General features: G+C 63.1%; 18 protein-coding genes. 13 read left to right on the forward strand and 5 right to left on the reverse strand.

Annotated features, from left to right (window positions below; genetic code table 11):
* The first annotated feature begins 22 nt into the window (after window positions 1-22).
* From xdhA to guaD, 4 genes are all read left to right on the forward strand, one after another.
* Window positions 23-1,474 (forward strand): xanthine dehydrogenase small subunit, encoded by a 1,452-nt coding sequence (gene xdhA / locus AC5QPF_RS22230; RefSeq protein WP_494959908.1) that lies wholly within the window; start codon window positions 23-25, stop codon window positions 1,472-1,474.
* Window positions 1,467-3,866 (forward strand): xanthine dehydrogenase molybdopterin binding subunit, encoded by a 2,400-nt coding sequence (gene xdhB, locus AC5QPF_RS22235; protein WP_494959909.1) that lies wholly within the window; start codon window positions 1,467-1,469, stop codon window positions 3,864-3,866. The genes xdhA and xdhB overlap by 8 nt, the downstream gene beginning before the upstream one ends.
* A 136-nt stretch (window positions 3,867-4,002) precedes the next feature.
* A complete protein-coding gene (gene xdhC / locus AC5QPF_RS22240) occupies window positions 4,003-4,848 on the forward strand; it encodes a xanthine dehydrogenase accessory protein XdhC (RefSeq protein ID WP_494959910.1) in 846 nt (281 codons plus the stop codon).
* A 10-nt stretch (window positions 4,849-4,858) separates the two neighbouring features.
* Window positions 4,859-6,163 carry a guanine deaminase gene (guaD, locus tag AC5QPF_RS22245; protein ID WP_494959911.1) on the forward strand — a complete coding sequence of 435 codons (1,305 nt, stop codon included), beginning with the start codon at window positions 4,859-4,861 and terminating at the stop codon, window positions 6,161-6,163.
* Here guaD and aqpZ read toward each other — a convergent pair.
* Window positions 6,160-6,879 (reverse strand): aquaporin Z, encoded by a 720-nt coding sequence (gene aqpZ / locus AC5QPF_RS22250; protein WP_494959912.1) that lies wholly within the window; start codon window positions 6,877-6,879, stop codon window positions 6,160-6,162. The two genes, guaD and aqpZ, sit on opposite strands and share 4 nt — an antisense overlap.
* Window positions 6,880-7,070: 191 nt before the next feature.
* A complete protein-coding gene (locus AC5QPF_RS22255; protein ID WP_458978289.1) occupies window positions 7,071-7,841 on the reverse strand; it encodes a GntR family transcriptional regulator in 771 nt (256 codons plus the stop codon).
* Window positions 7,842-8,199: 358 nt separating this feature from the next.
* On the opposite strand from AC5QPF_RS22255, the gene AC5QPF_RS22260 reads away from it, so the two are divergent.
* Window positions 8,200-9,549 carry a solute carrier family 23 protein gene (locus tag AC5QPF_RS22260; RefSeq protein WP_494959913.1) on the forward strand — a complete coding sequence of 450 codons (1,350 nt, stop codon included), beginning with the start codon at window positions 8,200-8,202 and terminating at the stop codon, window positions 9,547-9,549.
* A gap of 181 nt (window positions 9,550-9,730) precedes the next feature.
* Here AC5QPF_RS22260 and uraH read toward each other — a convergent pair whose 3' ends face one another.
* Window positions 9,731-10,084, reverse strand: a complete 354-nt coding sequence (gene uraH, locus AC5QPF_RS22265) for a hydroxyisourate hydrolase (protein WP_009396156.1) — start codon at window positions 10,082-10,084, stop codon at window positions 9,731-9,733.
* A gap of 388 nt (window positions 10,085-10,472) precedes the next feature.
* Between uraH and puuE the strand changes: the two genes are divergently transcribed.
* The 7 genes from puuE (at window position 10,473) to AC5QPF_RS22300 (ending at window position 17,435) form a co-directional block, all read left to right on the forward strand.
* Window positions 10,473-11,402, forward strand: coding sequence for an allantoinase PuuE (puuE, locus tag AC5QPF_RS22270; protein ID WP_316918813.1), 930 nt, complete (start codon window positions 10,473-10,475; stop codon window positions 11,400-11,402).
* Window positions 11,399-11,914, forward strand: a complete 516-nt coding sequence (gene uraD, locus AC5QPF_RS22275; protein ID WP_494959914.1) for a 2-oxo-4-hydroxy-4-carboxy-5-ureidoimidazoline decarboxylase — start codon at window positions 11,399-11,401, stop codon at window positions 11,912-11,914. Before puuE ends, uraD begins: the two co-directional genes overlap by 4 nt.
* Window positions 11,915-11,978: 64 nt before the next feature.
* On the forward strand, window positions 11,979-12,482 hold the full coding sequence (locus AC5QPF_RS22280; protein ID WP_494959915.1) for an ureidoglycolate lyase: 504 nt from the start codon (window positions 11,979-11,981) through the stop codon (window positions 12,480-12,482).
* A 51-nt stretch (window positions 12,483-12,533) separates the two neighbouring features.
* A complete protein-coding gene (locus AC5QPF_RS22285; RefSeq protein ID WP_494959916.1) occupies window positions 12,534-13,904 on the forward strand; it encodes a urate hydroxylase PuuD in 1,371 nt (456 codons plus the stop codon).
* A 122-nt stretch (window positions 13,905-14,026) separates the two neighbouring features.
* Entirely contained in the window at window positions 14,027-15,382 is a 1,356-nt protein-coding gene (locus tag AC5QPF_RS22290; RefSeq protein ID WP_494959917.1) for a solute carrier family 23 protein, read from the forward strand.
* Between the two features lie 137 nt (window positions 15,383-15,519).
* Window positions 15,520-16,308 carry an outer membrane protein OmpK gene (locus tag AC5QPF_RS22295; protein WP_494959918.1) on the forward strand — a complete coding sequence of 263 codons (789 nt, stop codon included), beginning with the start codon at window positions 15,520-15,522 and terminating at the stop codon, window positions 16,306-16,308.
* A gap of 356 nt (window positions 16,309-16,664) precedes the next feature.
* The gene (locus tag AC5QPF_RS22300; RefSeq protein ID WP_494959919.1) at window positions 16,665-17,435 is read left to right on the forward strand and encodes an outer membrane protein OmpK; all 771 of its coding nucleotides are present in this window, start codon (window positions 16,665-16,667) and stop codon (window positions 17,433-17,435) included.
* On the opposite strand, the gene AC5QPF_RS22305 is transcribed toward AC5QPF_RS22300, so the two are convergent.
* Window positions 17,419-19,125, reverse strand: coding sequence for a phosphoethanolamine--lipid A transferase (locus AC5QPF_RS22305; RefSeq protein WP_494959920.1), 1,707 nt, complete (start codon window positions 19,123-19,125; stop codon window positions 17,419-17,421). The genes AC5QPF_RS22300 and AC5QPF_RS22305 overlap by 17 nt on opposite strands.
* A 30-nt stretch (window positions 19,126-19,155) precedes the next feature.
* Window positions 19,156-19,455, reverse strand: coding sequence for a hypothetical protein (locus AC5QPF_RS22310; RefSeq protein ID WP_494959921.1), 300 nt, complete (start codon window positions 19,453-19,455; stop codon window positions 19,156-19,158).
* 225 nt (window positions 19,456-19,680) lie between these two features.
* On the opposite strand from AC5QPF_RS22310, the gene AC5QPF_RS22315 reads away from it, so the two are divergent.
* On the forward strand, window positions 19,681-21,633 hold the full coding sequence (locus tag AC5QPF_RS22315; protein ID WP_494959922.1) for a sulfatase-like hydrolase/transferase: 1,953 nt from the start codon (window positions 19,681-19,683) through the stop codon (window positions 21,631-21,633).
* Window positions 21,634-21,663: the final 30 nt, after the last annotated feature.

Here is a 21,663-nt window from a genome sequence, read left to right on the forward strand (position 1 = left end):
AATTCGCTTGTGAGGCCCTTCCGTGATCCAGTTTCTCTTGAACCAGGAATTGCGCAGTGAGCATGCCCTGGACCCCAACATGACGGTGCTCGAGTATCTGCGCGAGCATCTGGGAAAAACCGGTACCAAGGAGGGCTGCGCCAGTGGTGACTGTGGCGCCTGCTCCGTGGTGGTCGCCGAACTGACCCAGGAAGACGGCAAGGACAGCCTGCGCTACCGCAGCCTGAACTCCTGCCTGACCTTCGTTTCCTCCCTGCACGGCAAGCAACTGATCAGCGTCGAAGGCCTGAAGCATCAGGGCAAGCTGCACAGCGTCCAGCAGGCGCTGGCCGACTGCCATGGCTCGCAGTGCGGCTTTTGTACCCCAGGCTTCGTCATGTCGCTGTTCGCCCTGCAAAAGAACAGCGATGCACCGGATCTGCACAAGGCCCAGGAAGCCCTGGCCGGCAACCTGTGCCGTTGCACCGGCTACCGGCCGATCCTCGCCGCCGCCGACCAGGCCTGTTGCCAGGCCCAGCCCGACCAGTTCGACGCTGCCCAGTGGCAGACCATCGAACGCCTCAAGGCCATCGCGCCGAAGGACATCGGTGAACTCAACAGCGGCGACAAGCGCTGCCTGGTGCCGCTGACCGTGGCCGACCTGGCCGACCTCTACGGCTCGCACCCGGAAGCCCGTCTGCTCGCCGGCGGCACCGACCTGGCCCTGGAAGTGACCCAGTTCCACCGCACCCTGCCGGTGATGATCTACGTGGGCAACGTTGCCGAGCTCAAACGCATCGAGCACTTCGACGACCGCATCGAGATCGGCGCCGCCACCCCGCTCACCGACTGCTACGACGCCCTCAGCGCCGAGTACCCGGACTTCGGCGAACTGCTGCACCGCTTCGCCTCGCTGCAGATCCGCAACCAGGGCACCTTGGGTGGCAACATCGGCAACGCCTCGCCCATCGGCGACTCGCCGCCCCTGCTGATCGCCCTCGGCGCGCAGATCGTCCTGCGCAAGGGCAACGACACCCGCACCCTGAAGCTGGAAGACTATTTCATCGACTATCGCGTCACCGCGCGCCAGGAGAGCGAGTTCATCGAGCGCATCATCGTGCCGAAGGCCCGCGAACACTGGGCGTTCCGCGCCTACAAGGTGTCCAAGCGCCTGGACGACGATATTTCGGCGGTGTGCGCGGCGTTCAACCTGCGTATCGAGAACGGTGTGATCGAACAGGCCCGCGTCGCCTTCGGCGGCATGGCGGCGATCCCCAAGCGCGCCCATGCCTGCGAAGCCGCGCTGCTCGACAAGCCGTTCAACCAGGCCACCCTGGAAAAGGCCTGCCAGGCCCTGGCCCAGGACTTCACCCCGCTCTCGGACTTCCGCGCCAGCAAGGAGTACCGCCTGCTGGGCGCGCAGAACCTGCTGCGCAAGTACTTCGTCGAACTGCAAACACCGCACATCGAGACCCGGGTGACCGCTTATGTCTAACCATCATCACGTCGTCAAGAGCCAGGCGGAACTGGCCGAACTGTTCAGCCAGGACCTGACCACCGGGGTCGGTCGCAGCGTCAAGCACGACAGCGCCGACAAGCAGGTGTCCGGTGAAGCGGTGTACATCGACGACCGCCTGGAATTCCCCAACCAGCTGCACGTCTACGCCCGCACCGCCGACCGCGCCCATGCGCGCATCCTCAAGGTCGACACCAGCCCGTGCTACGCCTTCGAGGGCGTGCGCATCGCCATCACCCACGAGGACATTCCCGGCCTCAAGGACATCGGCCCGGTGGTGGCCGGCGACCCGCTGCTGGCCATCGACAAGGTGGAGTTCTTCGGCCAGCCGGTGATCGCCGTGGCCGCCCGCGACCTGGACACCGCGCGCCGTGCGGCGATGGCGGCGATCATCGAGTACGAGGACCTGGAGCCGGTGCTCGACGTGGTCGAGGCCTTGCGCAAGAAGCATTTCGTGCTGGACAGCCACACCCATCAGCGCGGCGACTCGGCCAGCGCCCTGGCCAGCGCCCCGCATCGCCTGCAGGGCACCCTGCATATCGGCGGCCAGGAACACTTCTACCTGGAGACCCAGGTGTCTTCGGTGATGCCCACCGAAGACGGCGGCATGATCGTGTATTGCTCGACGCAGAACCCCACCGAAGTGCAGAAGCTGGTGGCCGAAGTGCTCGACGTGCCGATGAACAAGATCGTCCTCGACATGCGTCGCATGGGCGGCGGTTTCGGTGGCAAGGAAACCCAGGCGGCCAGCCCGGCCTGCCTGTGCGCGGTGATCGCACGCCTCACCGGGCAACCGACCAAGATGCGCCTGCCGCGGGTCGAAGACATGACCATGACCGGCAAGCGCCACCCCTTCTATGTGGAGTACGACGTCGGCTTCGACGACAGCGGTCGCCTGCACGGCATCAACTTCGACCTGGCCGGCAACTGCGGTTATTCGCCGGACCTGTCGGGCTCCATCGTCGACCGCGCCATGTTCCACTCGGACAACGCCTACTACCTGGGCGATGCCACGGTGCACGGCCACCGCTGCAAGACCAACACCGCGTCGAACACCGCCTATCGCGGCTTCGGCGGCCCGCAGGGCATGGTCGCCATCGAGGAAGTGATGGACCGCATCGCCCGCCACCTGGCCCTCGATCCGCTGGCGGTGCGCAAGGCCAACTACTACGGCAAGACCGACCGCAACGTCACCCACTACTACCAGACCGTCGAGCACAACATGCTCGAAGAGATGACCGCCGACCTGGAAGCCAGCGCCGACTACGCCGAGCGCCGCGAGTCGATCCGCCGCTTCAACGCCAACAGCCCGATCCTCAAGAAAGGCCTGGCGCTGACCCCGGTGAAGTTCGGCATCTCGTTCACTGCCACCTTCCTCAACCAGGCCGGTGCGCTGATCCATATCTACACCGACGGCAGCATCCACCTGAACCACGGCGGCACCGAGATGGGCCAGGGCCTGAACACCAAGGTGGCGCAGGTGGTGGCGCAGGTGTTCCAGGTGGACATCGAACGTATCCAGATCACCGCCACCAACACCGACAAGGTGCCCAACACCTCGCCGACCGCAGCGTCCAGCGGCGCCGACCTGAACGGCAAGGCGGCGCAGAATGCGGCCGAGATCATCAAGAAGCGCCTGGTGGAGTTCGCGGCGCGGCAGTACAAGGTCACCGAGGAAGACGTCGAATTCCGCAACAACCATGTGCGGGTGCGCGATGAGATCATCACCTTCGAATCGCTGATCCAGCAGGCGTATTTCGCCCAGGTGTCGCTGTCGAGCACCGGGTTCTACCGCACGCCGAAGATCTTCTACGACCGCAACCAGGCCCGGGGCCGGCCGTTCTACTACTTCGCCTTCGGCGCGGCGTGCTGCGAGGTGATCGTCGATACGCTGACCGGCGAGTACAAGATGCTGCGCACCGACATCCTGCATGACGTCGGTGCGTCGCTGAACCCGGCCATCGACATCGGCCAGGTCGAGGGCGGCTTCGTCCAGGGCATGGGCTGGCTGACCACCGAGGAACTGGTGTGGAACGCCAAGGGCAAGCTGATGACCAACGGCCCGGCCAGCTACAAGATCCCGGCGGTGGCGGACATGCCCATCGACTTGCGGGTGAAGCTGGTGGAGAACCGCAAGAACCCGGAAGACACGGTGTTCCATTCCAAGGCCGTGGGTGAGCCGCCGTTCATGCTGGGGATCGCCGCGTGGTGTGCGATCAAGGATGCGGTGGCGAGCCTGGCCGACTATCGCGAGCAGCCGAACATCGACGCCCCGGCGACGCCGGAGCGGGTGTTGTGGGGTTGCGAGCAGATGAGGAAGAAGGTGGCGCAGCAGCAGGCCTCGGTCGAGGTCGAGGCTGTGACTGAATAAAGGACTCACTGAGTTAGCAGGGACCTTGTGGGAGCGGGTTCACCCGCGATGACGTCGGTGAATCCACCACCGCAATCGCGGGTGAACCCGCTCCCACAGGGGTCCGCGTCAACTTCACTGCATCGAGGTCTTAATCATGCACCAATGGATCAACGCCCTCGCCGACCTGCAAGCCCAGGGCGAGCCCTGCATCCTGGTGACCATCATCGAGGAGCGGGGCTCGACCCCGCGCAACGCCGGCTCGAAGATGGTGGTCAGCGCCACCCGCCTGTTCGACACCATCGGCGGCGGCCACCTGGAATTCAAGGCCATGCACATCGCCCGGCAGATGCTCGCCGAAGGCCGCGAATCGCCGCACCTCGAACGCTTCAGCCTCGGCGCCAGCCTCGGCCAGTGCTGCGGCGGCGCCACCGTGCTGCTGTTCGAACCCATGGGCGCGGTGCAGGCGCAGATCGCGGTGTTCGGCGCAGGCCATGTCGGCCGCGCTCTGGTACCCTTGCTCGCCGCCCTGCCCTGCCGGGTGCGCTGGATCGATTCGCGCGAGCAGGAATTCCCCGAGACCGTCCCCGCCGGCGTCAGCAAGATCGTCTGCGAAGAGCCGGTCGACGAGGTCGACGAACTGCCCCGCGGCAGCTACTGCATCGTCATGACCCACAACCACCAGCTCGACCTCGAACTCACCGCCGCCATCCTCAAGCGCAACGACTTCACCTGGTTCGGCCTGATCGGCTCGAAGACCAAGCGCGCCAAGTTCGAACACCGCCTGCGCGACCGCGGCTTCGACGCCGAACGCCTGCAGCGCATGCGTTGCCCCATGGGCCTGGCCGAGGTCAAGGGCAAGCTGCCGATCGAGATCGCCGTGTCCATCGCCGCCGAGATCATCGCCACCTACAACGCCAGCTTCGGCCAGCACAATCCGGCCGTGAACGCTGAACCCATCGCCCAACTGCTGCCGCCCTCCCGGCGCAGCCAAGCCATCTGACGAGACCGTTATGAGCGCAACCCGCAAAGCCTACCGATCCGCCCTCCTGCACAGCATCGCCGACCCCGCCGACGTGGGCGTGGAAAACTCCTTCGAGTATTTCGAGGACGGCCTGCTGGTGGTCGACCAGGGCAAGATCACTGCAGTCGGCCACGCCGCCGAGCTGCTGCCGACCCTGCCCGCCGATATCGAAGTGGTGCAGTACCAGGACGCCCTGATCACCCCGGGCTTCATCGACACCCATATCCACTTCCCCCAGACCGGCATGATCGGCTCCTACGGCGAGCAGTTGCTGGACTGGCTGAACACCTACACCTTCCCCTGCGAGAAGCAGTTCGCCGACAAGGCCCATGCCGACAAGGTGGCGAAGATCTTCGTCGAGGAACTGCTGCGCAACGGCACCACCACCGCGCTGGTGTTCGGCAGCGTGCACCCGGAGTCGGTGAATGCCTTCTTCGAGGAGGCCGAGCGCCTGGACCTGCGGATGATCGCCGGCAAGGTGATGATGGACCGCAACGCCCCGGACTACCTGACCGACACCGCCGAGTCCGGCTATGCCGAAAGCAAGGCGCTGATCGAACGCTGGCACGGCAAGGGCCGCCTGCACTACGCGGTGACCCCGCGCTTCGCCCCCACCAGCACCCCGCAACAGCTGCAACTGGCCGGGCAACTGCTGGGCGAGCATGAAGGCCTGTACATGCACACCCACCTGAGCGAGAACCTCAAGGAAATCGAGTGGGTGAAATCGCTGTTCCCCGAGCAGAACGGCTACCTCGACGTGTACGACCACTTCAAGCTGCTGGGCGAGCGCTCGGTGTTCGCCCATGGCGTGCACCTGTGCGATGCCGAGTGCCAGCGACTGGCCGAGACCGGTTCGGCCGTGGCGTTCTGCCCGACTTCCAACCTGTTCCTTGGCAGCGGCCTGTTCAACCTGCCCCAGGCCGAGCAGTTCAAGGTCAAGGTAGGCCTGGGCACCGACGTCGGCGCCGGTACCAGCTTCTCGCTGCTCAACACCCTGAACGAGGCATACAAGGTCATGCAGTTGCAGGGCGCGCGCCTGCATCCGTTCAAGTCGCTGTACCTGGCCACCCTGGGCGGCGCCCGCGCGCTGAGCCTGGACGACCGCATCGGCAGCCTCAAGGCCGGCAACGACGCCGACTTCGTGGTTCTCGACTACAAGGCCACGCCGCTGCTGGACTACCGCCTGCAGCAGTCCAACAGCATCGAGGAGACGCTGTTCGTGCTGACCACCCTGGGTGACGACCGCACCGTTCGCGAGACCTTCGCGGCCGGCAACCGGGTGCACCAGCGCTAGGTTTTAGCGCCGCCGAACAGTCCGCGATAGACCGCGCCGCCGATGACTGCCCCAATCAGCGGCGCCACCCAGAACAGCCACAGCTGATGCAGCGCCCAGCCGCCCACCCACAGGGCCGGCCCGGTGCTGCGCGCCGGGTTGACCGAGGTGTTGGTCACCGGGATGGAGATCAGGTGGATCAGGGTCAGCGCCAGGCCGATGGCGATCGGCGCGAACCCTGCCGGCGCCCGCGCATCGGTGGCACCCATGATGATCAGGATGAACATCGCGGTCATCACCACCTCACTGGCGAACCCTGCCGCCATCGAATAGCCCTGCGGCGAATGCTCGCCGTAGCCATTCGAGGCCAGCCCCGACGACAGCTCGAAACCGGCCTTGCCGCTGGCGATGAAATAGATCACTCCGGCAGCGACGATCGCCCCGACCACCTGGGCGACGATGTAGGGCAGCAGTTCCCGTGCCGGGAAGCGCCCACCCACCACCAGCCCCAGCGATACCGCGGGATTGAGATGACATCCAGAGATATGACCGATGGCGAACGCCATGGTCAGGACGGTCAGGCCGAAGGCGATGGACACACCCACCAGGCCGATACCGACCAGATTGGTACCGGTGGGAAACGACGCCGCCAGTACCGCACTGCCACAACCACCCAACACCAGCCAGAATGTCCCTATCAGTTCAGCCGCCATGCGTTTGCCAAGGGGCGAAGACATCTGTCAGTCCTCAAGAAGTGGTACGCCGATAAGCGCAAGCCCAACTGCCTTGATGAAGGTTTGCGGACATGTAGCAGAATAAATCTAGCAGAGCGGCAAACGCCCGCCAGCCGTGGTTACAAACGAAGCGGGGCCGTTCCACTCACCTGGTCATGGGAGTGGAACGGCCCCGCTTCGTTTATCGGTGGGAATCAGCCCTTGGCCGGTACCGAGCTGCCGCGTTTCTTGCTCTGCAGCAGGTGCGAGAACACCGCGTGGAGGTCGTCCGAGGCGCTTTCCTCGTCGAGGTTGAGCTTGCTGTCGATGTGGTCCATGTGGTGCATCATCAGGTCCACCGCCTTGGCCGCGTCGCGGGCCTCGATGGCGTCGATCAGTTGCATGTGCTCGTCGTAGGAGCAGTGCGAGCGGTTGCCGCTCTCGTACTGGGCGATGATCAGCGAGGTCTGCGACACCAGGCTGCGCTGGAAGCTGATCAGCGGCGCATTGCCGGCGGCTTCGGCGAGCTTGAGGTGGAATTCGCCGGAAAGGCGGATGCCGGCGCCGCGATCACCGCGGGAGAAGCTGTCGCGCTCTTCGCGGACCATCTCGCGCAGTTCGTTCAGTTGCTCGGCGGTGGCGTGCTGTACGGCCAGTTCAGTGATCGCCCGCTCCACCATGCGCCGCGAGAAGAACACCTGGCGCGCTTCCTCGACGGTGGGGCTGGCCACCACCGCACCGCGGTTGGGCCGCAGCAGCACCACGCTTTCATGGGCCAGGCGCGACAGCGCGCGGCGGATGATGGTGCGGCTGACGCCGAAGATCTCGCCCAGTGCTTCCTCACTCAACTTGGTACCCGGTGCCAATCGTTGTTCGAGAATGGCCTCGAAGATATGCGCGTAGACGATGTCATCCTGGGTGCCGCTGCGGCCACCGGTCTTGCCGGCTCGCGGGGCTTTCTTGAGGGGTTGTAGCTGTTCGTTCATGGGCACTCGCGCACGAAGATTCGCCTATCGGACCTCGACTGTAATACCAGCCAGTGGGGCGATGGCAAGTCCTGGGTAGAAAATTAACGGCTGAAGGTATTGCCGCATTGTACACAGCAATCGGCATTTCTGCAGGCGAGCGTGTTCGTTATAGCGCCTGCAACCGCTAATTTGCGCACATCTAATAAAACAGTATTTGCATTCTTTGTATACAAACGCATAATCCACGGGCAGCAACCTGACCCAAAAGTCAACTTAAGATCAGGATGCCATGCGATCCCCTTCCCTCGCAGAGCCCCCAGTGAATTTCCGCAGGACCAGCTCTGAAAAAACAAGAAAGACTTGAGGAGTACACGCTGTGGAAAGCCGCAAATCCGACGCACCTACGCTGGATCTCGCGCCGCCGCTCGAAACGAGCCTGCTGGAGCGGATTTTCAAACTCAAGCAACACGGCACCAGCATAAAGACTGAAATGATCGCCGGCCTGACGACCTTCATCACCATGGCCTACATCATCTTCGTCAACCCCAACATCATGGCCGATGCCGGCATCGATCACGGGGCGGCCTTCGTCGCCACCTGCATCGCTGCCGCCCTTGGCTGCCTGCTGATGGGGTTGTACGCCAACTGGCCGGTCGGGCTCGCGCCTGGCATGGGCCTGAACGCCTTCTTCACCTATACCGTGGTGGGCACCATGGGCTACACCTGGGAAGCCGCGCTGGGCGCGGTGTTCGTCTCCGGGGTGCTGTTCATGTTCCTTACCTTGTCCCGCGTGCGCGAATGGCTGCTCAACAGCATCCCGGTCAGCCTTCGCCATGCCATGGGCGCCGGCGTCGGATTGTTTCTCGGACTGATCGGCCTGAAAACCGCGGGCATCGTCGTCGACAGCCCGGCCACCCTGATCAAGCTCGGCCACCTGAACACGGCCGGTCCGCTGCTGGCAGCGCTGTGCTTCCTGATGATCGCGGTGCTCAGCTACCACCGGGTGTTCGGCGCGATCCTCATCAGCATCATCACCGTGACCCTGGCCGGCTGGGGCCTGGGCCTGGTGGAGTACGGCGGGGTGTTCTCGCTGCCGCCGAGCCTGGCGCCGACCTGGATGGCCATGGATGTCGCCGGGGTGTTCAACGTCAGCATGATCGCCGTGGTCCTGGCCTTCCTCTTCGTGCACATGTTCGACACTGCCGGGACCCTGATGGGCGTTGCCCAGCGCGCCAACCTGGTGAATGCCGACGGGCGCATCGAGAACCTGTCGCGTGCACTGAAGGCAGACAGTGCGTCCAGCGTGTTCGGTGCGGTGGTGGGCGTGCCGCCGGTGACCAGCTATGTGGAGAGTGCTGCCGGCGTGGCCGCCGGTGGACGGACCGGCCTGACCGCAGTGGTGGTGGGCCTGCTGTTCGTCGCGGCGATGTTCTTCGCCCCGCTGGCGGGGATGATTCCGGCCTATGCCACTGCTGGCGCGCTGATCTACGTAGCAATGCTGATGATGGGCAGCATGGCGCATATCGAGTGGGATGACGCCACCGACAGCATTCCGGCGATCGTCACGGTGATCATGATGCCGCTGACCTTCTCGGTGGCCGATGGTATCGCCCTGGGCTTCATCACCTTCGTGGTGCTGAAGGCCTTCACCGGCAAGCACAAGGAAATTTCCGCCAGCCTGTGGGTGCTGTGCGCGATCTTCATTGCCAAGTTCATCTTCCTGTAAGGGTTGGATGCAGGGCAGGAGCCTCACCTTCGGGTGGGGCTTTTTTGTGGGTGTTCTCCCGGGCCCTATCGCTGGCTTGCCAGCGATAGGGCCCGGGAGAACACCCACAAAAACTGCAGACGAAAAAAAGCCCGCCAGTGTGAGCGGGCCAAGGACCTACGAAGATTCTTCTAGCGACCAACTAGCTTCCGCGATAGGTCGAGTAACTGTAAGGCGAGATCAGCAGCGGCACGTGGTAGTGATCCTGTTTGTCGTTGATGCCGAACCGCAGCACCACCACATCCAGGAACGCCGGCTCCGGCAGTTGCACGCCACGGGCGCGGTAGTAATCACCGGCGCTGAACTGCAGCTGGTACACACCACTGCGGTAGTCGTCACCCTGCAGCAGCGGCGCGTCGACGCGGCCATCACTGTTGGTCAGGGCAGTGGTCACCAGTTCCAGTTGCTGGCCTTCGACCCGGTACAGCTCGACCTTGATCGAACTGCCAGGGCAGCCATGCGCGGCATCCAGTACATGCGTGGTCAAACGTCCCATTGCTTGCTCGCCTCTTGTTCACTCTATGGGCAAAAAATACCCGCCTGCACCAGAGAGAAACACGGCAGCGGGCGGCTGTGGAAGTATTAAGACACTTTAGAGAAAAATTGTACACAATTTTTCTGGCGATTTTCCGATTCAGCGCTAGCGACCTCTGGAAATACGCCATTAGTCGCAAAGCCAGAGCCTGTATAGACGTCATCGTCATTAGCTGACCAATCAGGCAGGTTTCTTGCACACCCTCCTATAGACGAAGGGCGAAAGAAAAGGGAAAAAACAGGCTTACAAATCGTAAATAAAGTTGTATACAATCAACCCATCGTCGTGGCCCCACGCAATCTCGCGCATGCCACCACCCCTGTTTTTACGAACAAGAAGGAAGACTGCAGTGAGCGCTGACTACCCTCGCGACCTGATCGGTTACGGCAATACCCCTCCCCATCCGCACTGGCCGGGGAATGCCCGCGTCGCTTTGTCTTTCGTGCTCAACTACGAAGAGGGTGGCGAGCGCAACATCCTCCACGGTGACAAGGAGTCCGAAGCCTTCCTCTCCGAGATGGTCGCCGCCCAGCCGCTGCAGGGCGCGCGCAACATGAGCATGGAATCGCTCTACGAATATGGCAGCCGCGCCGGCGTGTGGCGCCTGCTCAAGCTGTTCAAGGACAGCGGCGTACCGCTGACCATCTTCGCCGTGGCCATGGCCGCCCAGCGCCATCCGGACGTGATCCGCGCCATGGTCGAGGCCGGCCACGAGATCTGCAGCCACGGCTACCGCTGGATCGACTACCAGTACATGGACGAGGCCCAGGAGCGCGAGCACATGCTCGAAGCCATCCGCATCCTCACTGAACTCACCGGCGAACGCCCGCTGGGCTGGTACACCGGCCGCACCGGTCCGAACACCCGGCGCCTGGTGATGGAGGAAGGCGGCTTCCTCTACGACAGCGACACCTATGACGACGACCTGCCCTACTGGGAGCCGAACAACCCGACCGGCAAGCCGCACCTGGTGATCCCCTACACCCTGGACACCAACGACATGCGCTTCACCCAGGTCCAGGGCTTCAACTGCGGCGAGCAGTTCTTCCAGTACCTGAAGGACGCCTTCGACGTGCTCTACGAGGAAGGCGCCGAGGCACCGAAGATGCTATCCATCGGCCTGCACTGCCGCCTGGTCGGCCGTCCGGCACGCCTGGCCGCGCTCAAGCGCTTCATCGACTACGCCAAGAGCCACGACCAGGTCTGGTTCGCCCGTCGCGTCGACATCGCCCGCCACTGGCACGCCACCCACCCATTCCAAGCCGAGACCGCGAAATGACCGCTTTCAAGACCCTGACCCCTTCGACCCTGGACCGCGCCGCGTTCGTTGCGGCCTTCGCCGACATCTACGAGCACTCGCCGTGGGTCGCCGAAAAAGCCTACGACCTGGGTCAACTGGCGGAAGTGGATCAGATCGAGAACCTGCACCAGCGCATGAGCGACATCCTCCTCAGCGCCGATCACGCCGCCCAACTGGCGCTGATCAACGCTCACCCGGACCTCGCCGGCAAGGCCGCGATCCAGGGCGAGCTGACCGAATCGAGCACCAACGAACAGGCCGGCGCCGGTATCCACCAGTGTACCGCCGAAGAGTTCGCCCGCTTCACCGAGCTCAACGATGCCTACAAAGCGAAATTCAAGTTCCCGTTCATCATGGCAGTGAAGGGCAGCAACCGGCACCAGATCCTCGCCTCCTTCGAAACCCGCATCCACAACGATGCCGAGACCGAGTTCAAGGAAGCCCTGGCGCAGATCAACCTGATCGCCCTGTTCCGCCTGCTGCAACTGTAAGACCCGCGCCAGCCCGGCTGGCGCCCATAGCCTGACAACAACACAGAATTCAGAGAATAAAAGCATGCGTACTCTTGTGATCGAGCCCCTGACCAAAGAAGCCTTCGCCCCGTTCGGTGACGTGATCGAAACCGATGGCAGCGACCACTTCATGATCAATAACGGCTCGACCATGCGCTTCCACAAGCTGGCGACGGTCGAGACCGCGCAGCCGGAAGACAAGGCGATCATCAGCATCTTCCGCGCCGACGCGCTGGACATGCCGCTGACCGTACGCATGCTGGAACGCCATCCGCTGGGCAGCCAGGCCTTCATTCCGCTGCTCGGCAATCAATTTCTGATCGTGGTCGCGCCAGTTGGCGATGCACCTGTATCGGGTCACGTCCGTGCCTTCATGAGCAATGGCAGGCAGGGCGTCAATTACCATCGCGGCGTCTGGCACCACCCGGTGCTGACGATCGAAAAGCGGGATGACTTCCTGGTGGTTGATCGCAGTGGTTCCGGCAACAACTGCGACGAGCATTTCTTTACCGAGGATGAGCAACTGATCCTCAATCCCCACCAATAAGAGAAGGCCGGCCACCGTTTCCTGGCGGTGATCGGCAAGAGGTACAAGACTGTGGAAGCACATCTGTTGGAATGGCTGAACCTGAGCGTGCGCTGGGTTCACATGATCACTGGCGTGGCCTGGATCGGCGCGTCGTTCTACTTCGTATGGCTGGAAAACAACCTGAACCGGGCCAATCCGCGCGATGGCTTGTCAGGTGATCTCTGGGCGATCCACGGTGGCGGTATCTACCACCTGGAGAAGTACAAGCTGGCACCGCCGAAGATGCCGGAGAACCTGCACTGGTTCAAATGGGAAGCCTACTTCACCTGGATGTCGGGTATCGCTCTGCTGTGCCTGGTGTTCTACTGGCAGCCGACCCTGTACCTGCTGAAACCGGGCAGCACCCTGACCGGCTTCGAAGGCGTGACCATCGGTGTCGGCTCGCTGATCGCCGCCTGGTTCATCTACGACTTCCTCTGCGACTCGCCACTGGGCAAGCAACCTGCCCTGCTCGGCCTGGTGCTGTTCGTCCTGATCATCGCGGCCTGCTTCGGCTTCAGCCAGGTGTTCAGCGGTCGTGGCGCGTACCTGCACACCGGCGCGATCATCGGCACCATCATGGTCGGCAACGTGTTCCGCATCATCATGCCGGCCCAGCGCCAGCTGGTGGCCGCGATCGAAGCCAACACCACCCCTGATCCGGTACTGCCGGCCAAGGGCCTGCTGCGCTCGCGCCACAACAACTACTTCACCCTGCCGGTGCTGTTCATCATGATCAGCAACCACTTCCCGAGCACCTACGGCAGCGAATACAACTGGGCGATCCTGGCCGGTATCGCGGTAGCGGCGGTACTGATCCGTCACTACTTCAACACCCGCCACGACAGCAACAAGTTCGCCTGGGCCCTGCCTGTCGGCGCCCTGGCGATGATCTGCCTGGCCTACGTCACAGGTCCCAAGCCGCTGCCGACCGCGCCTGAGCAGGCTGCCGCGAAGATCGAGTACCAGCCGCTGCCGGAAACCGCACTGGGTGGCAAGACCGCCGCCGAGAAGGCCGAAGAAGAGAAAGCCGCTGCCTGGCAGGCCGCCCAGGCCAAGCCTGCCGCACCTGCTGAAGCCGTACCCGCCGCGCCTGCCGCGACCCCGGCCGAAGCGACCGCTGCCGCGCAAGCCCCGGGTGGTGGTTTCGACAAGATCCACAGCGTCATCCAGGAGCGTTGCACCGTGTGCCACTCGGCCAAGCCGACCAGCCCGCTGTTCAGCACCGCCCCTGCCGGCATCATGTTCGACACCCCGCAACAGATCCAGGCCCTGGCCCCGCGTATCCAGGCGCAAGCCGTCGCCAGCCAGATCATGCCGCTGGGCAACATCACCCAGATGACGGCCGAGGAACGCAAACTGGTCGGTGACTGGATCGCCAAGGGCGCCCCGGTCAACTGATCCGCGACACCGCAACATCGCTGCAAGCTTCACGCGCATCCCGGGCGGGAACCACGGGCTTTTCGAAGTCCGCCGCCAGGGATCGCGGCTCAAAAAAATAACAACAAAACTCGAGGTGCTGCATGTCCGAGTCTCGCCAGGCGTACATCCCCGATGCGCCGCCACGACAGCCCCTGCCCCTGCTGCAACTGATCCTGGTCGGTCTGCAACATGTGCTGCTGATGTACGGAGGCGCCATCGCGGTGCCGCTGATCATCGGTCAGGCTGCCGGACTCTCCCGAGAAGAAGTCGCTTTCCTGATCAATGCCGATCTGCTGGTCGCCGGTGTCGCCACCATGGTCCAGTCGTTCGGCATTGGTGCTGTCGGTATCCGCATGCCCGTGATGATGGGCGCCAGCTTCGCCGCCGTTGGCAGCATGGTGGCCATGGCCGGCATGCCGGGCGTCGGTCTGCAGGGCATCTTCGGTGCCACCATCGCCGCCGGTTTCTTCGGCATGCTCATCGCGCCGTTCATGTCCAAGGTGGTGCGGTTCTTCCCGCCGCTGGTGACCGGCACGGTCATCACCTCGATCGGCCTGTCGCTGTTTCCGGTAGCGGTCAACTGGGCCGGCGGCGGCGCCACGGCCGAGCCTTTCGGTTCGCCGGTGTACCTGATGGTCGCCGCCCTGGTGCTGCTGACCATCCTCTTGGTCAACCGCTTCATGCGCGGTTTCTGGGTCAACGTGTCGGTGCTGATCGGCATGGGCCTGGGCTACATCCTCGCCGGCTCCATCGGCATGGTCGACCTGTCCGGCCTGGACGAAGCACCCTGGCTGCAAGTGGTCACCCCGCTGCACTTCGGCATGCCGACCTTCAGCCTCGCGCCGATCCTTTCCATGTGCCTGGTGGTGGTGATCATCTTCGTCGAATCCACCGGCATGTTCCTCGCCCTGGGCAAGGTGACCGACCGTGAAGTCACCCCGGGCATGCTCCGTCGCGGCCTGATGTGCGACGCCGGTGCGTCGTTCGTCGCCGGGTTCTTCAACACCTTCACCCACTCCTCGTTCGCCCAGAACATCGGCCTGGTGCAGATGACCGGGGTACGCTGCCGCTACGTCACCGTGGTTGCCGGCGCCTTCCTGATCCTCCTGAGCCTGCTGCCCAAGGCGGCCTTCCTCATCGCCTCGATCCCGCCGGCGGTACTCGGCGGCGCCTCGATCGCCATGTTCGGCATGGTCACCGCCACCGGCATGAAGATCCTCCAGGAAGCCGATATCGCCGACCGCCGCAACCAGCTGCTGGTGGCCGTCAGCGTGGGCATGGGCCTGATCCCGGTGGTGCGTCCGGAGTTCTTCTCGCAGATGCCGCAGTGGATGGAACCCATCACCCATAGCGGCATCGCCATGGCCACGGTCAGCGCCCTGGTGCTGAACCTGCTGTTCAACATTCTGGGCGGGGCCGAACGCGCCGCGCACAACGAAGCCAGCCACTCGCATTGAGCTTTGGGCGGCGCCCTTGCCGCCCGGTTCCACTCCGAGCAACACGCAGGACCGTCGACCCGTGGGAGCGGGTCGTCCGGGGCGCTTCGCGCCGAAAAAACCGCAACGAACAATAATAATCAGCCGGGAATCACAACATGAAACGCACCACCACTTCCCTTCTCCTGGGCAGCAGCTTGCTGGCAACACTTCCAGCGATGGCGGGGGACCTGATCCAGTGGCACGGCGAAAGCCTCACCTACCTGTACGGCAAGGACTTCAAGGTCAATCCGTCGATCCAGCAGACGATCACCTTCGAACACGCCAACAAGTGGAAATACGGCGATACCTTCCTGTTCATCGACAAGATCTTCTACAACGGCCAGGCCGACCGGGGCAAAGGCTACCGAACCTACTACGGCGAGTTCACCGAGCGCTTCTCGTTCGGCAAGATCCTCGACCGCAAGGTTGGCTTCGGTCCGATCAAAGACGTGCTCCTGGCACTGAGCTACGAGTCCGGCGAAGGCGACAACGAGGCTTACCTGATCGGCCCCGGCTTCGACCTGGACATTCCCGGCTTCAACTATTTCACCCTGAACGTCTACAACCGTCACACCGAAGGCAGCCGTGCGGGTGACAACGTCTGGCAGATCACCCCGACCTTCTCCTACACCATTCCTGCAGGCAAGTCGGACATCCTCATCGATGGCTATATCGACTGGGTGGTGGACAACGACGAGACCAAGAAGCGCGGTACCTATCACGCCAACCTGCACTTCAACCCGCAGGTCAAGTACGACCTGGGCAAGGCACTGAACTTCGGGGCCAAGCAGCTCTACGTGGGTATCGAGTACAGCTACTGGAAGGACAAGTACGGTATCGAGAACAGTAGTCGCCTCGATACCAACCAGAGCGTGACCAGTGCGTTGGTCAAGTTTCACTTTTAGATCCTGACCAAACGCACAGTTTTTGTACCACCTGCTCCAGGAGGGAGCACTTGAGGGTCAGCGCGCAAGCCAGTAATCTGCGCGCCCCCTCGATCGGGGCGGAAGGATTCCGCCCACGTTTGCTGACCGCTCAGTCAATGAATCCGGGCGTTTGGCAGGCGTAAGGCCAGTACGAAATAGCCGTTTCATCTGTTCAGCAAGACGTCGAGCAGGAGTGCTGCATCCAGCCGGGAAGGTTGGCCCAGCTCTTGCCATGTTGCTGTGGCCAATCGAAAAAACCTGACTTTAAAGACAATAAACTAAACCCGACGACGCCATTACAAGAGCGTCGCACACAGAACCAAGGGAGCAACGCGATGAGCTTTACCAAGAGCCTGATTCTCGCCAGCGGCCTGCTGGCTGCCAGTGGCGCCATGGCCGGTGACCTGCTGCAGTGGCAGAACAACAGCCTGACCTACCTGTGGGGCAAGAATTTCGCCGTCAACCCGGAAGTCCAGCAGACCTTCACCTTCGAGCACGCCGATGCCTGGAAGTACGGTGACAACTTCCTGTTCGTCGACAAGATCTTCTACAACGGCAAGAAAGACGGGAACAACGGCCCGAACACCTATTACGGTGAGTTCAGCCCGCGCCTGTCGTTCGGCAAGATCTTCGACCAGAACCTGTCGTTCGGCCCGGTCAAGGATGTGCTGCTGGCCATGACCTACGAGTTCGGCGAAGGCGACAGCGAGTCCTACCTGATCGGTCCTGGCTTCGACCTGGACATCCCGGGCTTCGACTACTTCCAGCTGAACTTCTACAACCGCCAGACCGAAGGCAGCCGCGACGGCGACAACGTCTGGCAGATCACCCCGGTCTGGGCCTACACCATCCCCGTGGGCAAATCCGACATCCTGATCGATGGCTTCATGGACTGGGTGGTCGACAACGACAAGAGCTACCACGCCAACCTGCACTTCAACCCGCAGGTCAAGTACGACCTGGGCAAGGCGCTGAACTTCGGCGCGAAGCAGCTCTACGTCGGTTTCGAATACGACTACTGGGACAACAAGTACGGGATCCAGAACACCCGCTACTTCGACACCAACCAGAACACCGCGAGCTTCCTGGTCAAGGTGCACTTCTAAGGTTGTGGTCTGCCGCCGTCGGCTCCTCGATGGCGGCAACCTGTCCGGGCCCTGCGCAGGGCCTGAACAGGTCGAGTTCCGCGCGATACACCGTCGTCCTGACTCCCATCAGGCCGAGCATCGAGTGGAACAGGTTGTCGTGGGACAGCGTCGATTCCCGCTGCTCCCGCAGGCAACCGCTGGTGATGCCACTGCGCCGGGTGAAGCCCGGCGACAGCCAGGCGAGCATCGGCACCCGGGTCTGCTCGTCCGGCGCCATGGCGTAGGGCAGGCCGTGCAGGTACACCCCCTTCTCGCCCAGCGACTCGCCGTGGTCCGACACGTACAGCATCGCCGTATCGGCATGTCCCGCCTGTTTCTCCAGCAGCTCCACCAACTGGCCCAGCACGTGGTCGGTGTACAGGATGGTGTTGTCGTAGGCGTTGACAATGCTGGCCTGGTCGCACTTGTCCAGCTGCGCGGTTTCGCAAGCCGGGGTGAAGCGGTGGAAGGCCTGCGGGTAGCGCTTGTAGTAGGCCGGACCGTGACTGCCAAGCATGTGCAGGACGATCAAGGTGTCATCCGTCGAACGGCCGATGCGCTCGGCCAGCCCGTGCAGCAGCGCTTCGTCGAAGCAGCCATCAGCCGTGCACAGACCTTCGATCCGCTGCGCCTCCACGTCCTCGCTGGGCACCCGCTCGCAGACCCCCTTGCACCCTGAGTTGTTGTCCAGCCACAGCACCGACACCCCGGCGCGCTGGGCCACGTCCAGCAGGTTCTCGCGCCCACGGGCATGGAAGCTCTTGTACTCGCGCCGGCCCAGGTCCTGAAACATGCAGGGCACGGAGATGGCCGTGGCGGTGCCGCAGGCGCTGACCTCGCTGAAGCTCACCACATCGTCCCGCGCCGCCAGGGACGGGTTGGTCTCGCGCTCGTAGCCGTTGAGGGAAAAGCTCGCCGAGCGGGCAGTCTCGCCCACCACCAGCACCACCACCTTGTGCCGCTCGGCCTCGCCGGTCACGGCGACACGCACCGCATCCAGCCCCACCGGTTCGAGCACCGACGGCTGACGCAACTGACGCTTGGCATAGCTGTGCACGGCACCGACCAGGTTCGACGGCACCAGCATCAGGCGCAGTTCGCGGTGGTTACGCAGCAGGCCGGCGTAGGACTGGTAGGACAGCGCAAGAATCAGGGCAATCGCCAGCAACGCGGCGCACAGGCTGCCCAGCTTGATCAGCAGGGCACGCGGCAGGCTCTGGCGCACCAACTGCATTCGACTGACCAGGATCGCCGGTATCACTCCCACCAGCAGTACCCAGAACAGCAGGCCCGGGCCGAGCAGGTCGAAGACCTCGCGGCGGTCGGTCTGCAGGGCGTTCAGCAGCATGGAATAGTCGATCATGATTCCGTAACTGCTCATGAAGTAACTGACCGCAGCGGACAGCAGCAACATGACGATCAGCACGACTTTCGTCAGCCTGCCCCAGGCCAACAATCCAAGAACGACGAAGTTGAACAGACAGACCAGTACCGGCAGCGTCGCGAGAAACAAAGGCCGCTCATTCTCCAGCCCGCCCACCGCCTCCCACAGACGCAGCCAGAACGGCCCGTTCATGAACAGGGTCAACCAGACGGAAACGATAAATACCAACAACGTGTTTTGCAGCGGCCAACTCCCTGGCGCGCGCACCGATGCATCCACACTCATGCGTGTCTCCTGACACTGTTTGAACCCGCGTCAATCACGCAGGCGCAGGATCCTCCATATGCCCAGGGCCGGAACGCCGACACCGACCAGCATCAGCGCCAGCAGCAACAGGCCGTCGCGGTCGAGAAACACCAGCACGTCCAGTAGCAGCAGGCCGCCGATCAGCAGCACGCCGGACAGGGGCACGCCCCAACCCCCCAGGTAGAGGCGTTGGCGGGCCAGGCGTTTCGAGTGGAAAGCGAGCAACAGGCACAGGCAGAACCAGGCCAGGGCGACCACCAGATAGACGGCCAGATGGAAGATATCGAAGTGAAAATGAAAGCCGGGCATGAAACAACGTCCTTGAACTACTCGCGTGTGGAAACCGTTCTCAGTTCATAACGGACTTCCCTGCCCGAATGCAACGAGAGACGCTAGTTCAAGTTCTCGTTTTTTCCACATGACATTTACATTTCTTTCTCGTTCCCCTTGTTAGCGTTCGCCGCCTACACTCGCCATACCTGCCAGCCAACTGGAGTTGCCGCAGGTAATGGACCAATAAAAAGGGAATTAACGATGCACACCCCCAAGACGGCGCCCATGCGCTTTCTCTTCCTGCTGAGCGCCACCTGGCTCGGCATCTTCTTCCTGACCCGCGCGGTACTGCTCTTCAGCCATCTCGACGAAGCCGGACATGCGTACATCTCGCCGATCCTGGTCGGCCTGCTCAATGACCTGGTGTTCCTGGTCTATACCGCGCTGCCGCTGAGCCTCTTCATGCTGCTCTGCCCACGCCGGCTGTGGCAGGCGCGGGTCACCCGCGCACTGTTGTGGGTAGTACTGGCCGCAAGCATCTACCTGATGCTGTTCACGGCAGTGGCGGAATGGCTGTTCTGGGACGAGTTCGGGGTACGCTTCAACTTCATCGCCGTGGATTACCTGGTGTACTCCGACGAAGTGCTGAACAACATCCTCGAGTCCTACCCCATCGGCCTGCTCCTGAGCATTCTCGGCCTGCTCACCCTCACCCTTTGCCTGGCCCTGCGCCGGCCGCTGCGCTGGGCGCTGGATGCGCCGTATCCGAGCCTGCGCCAGCGCGGCCTGCAGACCGCCGGCCTGGCCGTGCTGACCCTGCTCTGCGTGCAGTTCGCCGACCAGGACAGCCTGCGCAGCCAGGGCGGCAACACCTATCAGCGCGAACTGGCAAGCAACGGTCCCTACCAGTTCTTCGCCGCGTTCCGTAACAACGAACTGGATTACCAGCAGTTCTATGGCACCTTGCCGGAAGCGGTCACCGCCAAGCAGATGCAGACCGAACTGAGCGAGCCGGGCGTGACCTTCATCGGCAAGGAACCGCTGGATATCCGCCGCAAGGTCAGCAACCCCGGCACGCAGCGCACGCCGAACATCGTCCTGGTGACCATCGAAAGCCTGAGCGCCAAGTACCTGGGCAGCAACGGCGACCCGCGCAACCTCTCGCCCAACCTCGACGCGCTGCGCAAGCAGAGCCTGTACTTCAACAACTTCTACGCCACCGGTACCCGTACCGATCGCGGCCTGGAAGCCATCACCCTGTCGATCCCGCCAACGCCGGGGCGCTCCATCGTCAAGCGCATCGGCCGTGAAGGCGGCTTCGCCAGCCTTGGCCAGCAGTTGAGCGAAGTAGGCTACGACGCCGTATTCGTCTACGGCGGCCGTGGCTACTTCGACAACATGAACGCCTTCTTCAGCGGCAACGGTTACCGCATCGTCGACCAGAGCAGCGTCGACGAGAAAGAGATCAGCTTCAAGAACGCCTGGGGCATGTCCGACGAAGACCTGTATCGCCAGGCGATCAAGCTGGCCGACGCCGACCACGCCAACCAGGTGCCGTTCCTGCTGCAACTGATGACCACCTCGAACCACCGGCCATACACCTACCCGGACGGGCGCATCGATATTCCGTCGGGCAACGGCCGCGATGGCGCGGTGAAGTACACCGACTACGCCATCGGCAAGTTCCTCGAGGAGGCACGTACCAAGCCCTGGTTCGACAACACCATTTTCATCTTCGTCGCCGACCACACCGCCGGCAGCGCGGGCAAGGAAGACCTGCCGGTGCAGAATTACCAGATCCCGCTGTTCATCTACGCGCCGAAGCTGATCGAGGCCCGCGAGGAAGGCAAGCTGGCCAGCCAGATCGACCTGGCACCGACCCTGCTCGGCCTGCTCAACATGAGCTACACCTCGACCTTCTTCGGCCGCGACCTGCTGCGCCAGGACGAACTGCCGCCACGGGTCTTGATCGGCAACTACCAGCACCTGGGCCTGTTCGACGGCCAGGACCTGGCGATCCTCAGCCCGCGCGGCATGCTGCGCCTGCACAAGCAGGCACTGGGGGAAAGCCGGGAAGTTCCTGCCGAGCTGGACGACCCGCTGATCACCCGCGCCATCGCCTACTACGAAAGCGCCAGCTACGGGTTCAAGCAGCGCTTGCTGGAGTGGGTGCCGGAGGGGCAGCACGAGGCGCGTACGGTGGCCAATCCGTAAGCCCTGCAGCGGCCACCCTGCGGTGGCCGC

Source organism: Pseudomonas sp. Con_6 (assembly GCF_059379395.1).

Excerpts from the sequence above, each read along its gene's own strand:
- AC5QPF_RS22290 (WP_494959917.1), top strand. The coding sequence starts at position 14,027 with ATGTCCGAGTCTCGCCAGGCGTACATCCCCGATGCGCCGCCACGACAG.
- AC5QPF_RS22315 (WP_494959922.1), top strand. The coding sequence starts at position 19,681 with ATGCACACCCCCAAGACGGCGCCCATGCGCTTTCTCTTCCTGCTGAGC.
- AC5QPF_RS22280 (WP_494959915.1), top strand. The coding sequence starts at position 11,979 with ATGCGTACTCTTGTGATCGAGCCCCTGACCAAAGAAGCCTTCGCCCCG.
- AC5QPF_RS22310 (WP_494959921.1), bottom strand. The coding sequence starts at position 19,455 with ATGCCCGGCTTTCATTTTCACTTCGATATCTTCCATCTGGCCGTCTAT.
- uraD (WP_494959914.1), top strand. The coding sequence starts at position 11,399 with ATGACCGCTTTCAAGACCCTGACCCCTTCGACCCTGGACCGCGCCGCG.
- guaD (WP_494959911.1), top strand. The coding sequence starts at position 4,859 with ATGAGCGCAACCCGCAAAGCCTACCGATCCGCCCTCCTGCACAGCATC.
- aqpZ (WP_494959912.1), bottom strand. The coding sequence starts at position 6,879 with ATGTCTTCGCCCCTTGGCAAACGCATGGCGGCTGAACTGATAGGGACA.
- xdhC (WP_494959910.1), top strand. The coding sequence starts at position 4,003 with ATGCACCAATGGATCAACGCCCTCGCCGACCTGCAAGCCCAGGGCGAG.
- xdhB (WP_494959909.1), top strand. The coding sequence starts at position 1,467 with ATGTCTAACCATCATCACGTCGTCAAGAGCCAGGCGGAACTGGCCGAA.
- AC5QPF_RS22300 (WP_494959919.1), top strand. The coding sequence starts at position 16,665 with ATGAGCTTTACCAAGAGCCTGATTCTCGCCAGCGGCCTGCTGGCTGCC.
- AC5QPF_RS22295 (WP_494959918.1), top strand. The coding sequence starts at position 15,520 with ATGAAACGCACCACCACTTCCCTTCTCCTGGGCAGCAGCTTGCTGGCA.
- uraH (WP_009396156.1), bottom strand. The coding sequence starts at position 10,084 with ATGGGACGTTTGACCACGCATGTACTGGATGCCGCGCATGGCTGCCCT.
- AC5QPF_RS22305 (WP_494959920.1), bottom strand. The coding sequence starts at position 19,125 with ATGAGTGTGGATGCATCGGTGCGCGCGCCAGGGAGTTGGCCGCTGCAA.
- AC5QPF_RS22255 (WP_458978289.1), bottom strand. The coding sequence starts at position 7,841 with ATGAACGAACAGCTACAACCCCTCAAGAAAGCCCCGCGAGCCGGCAAG.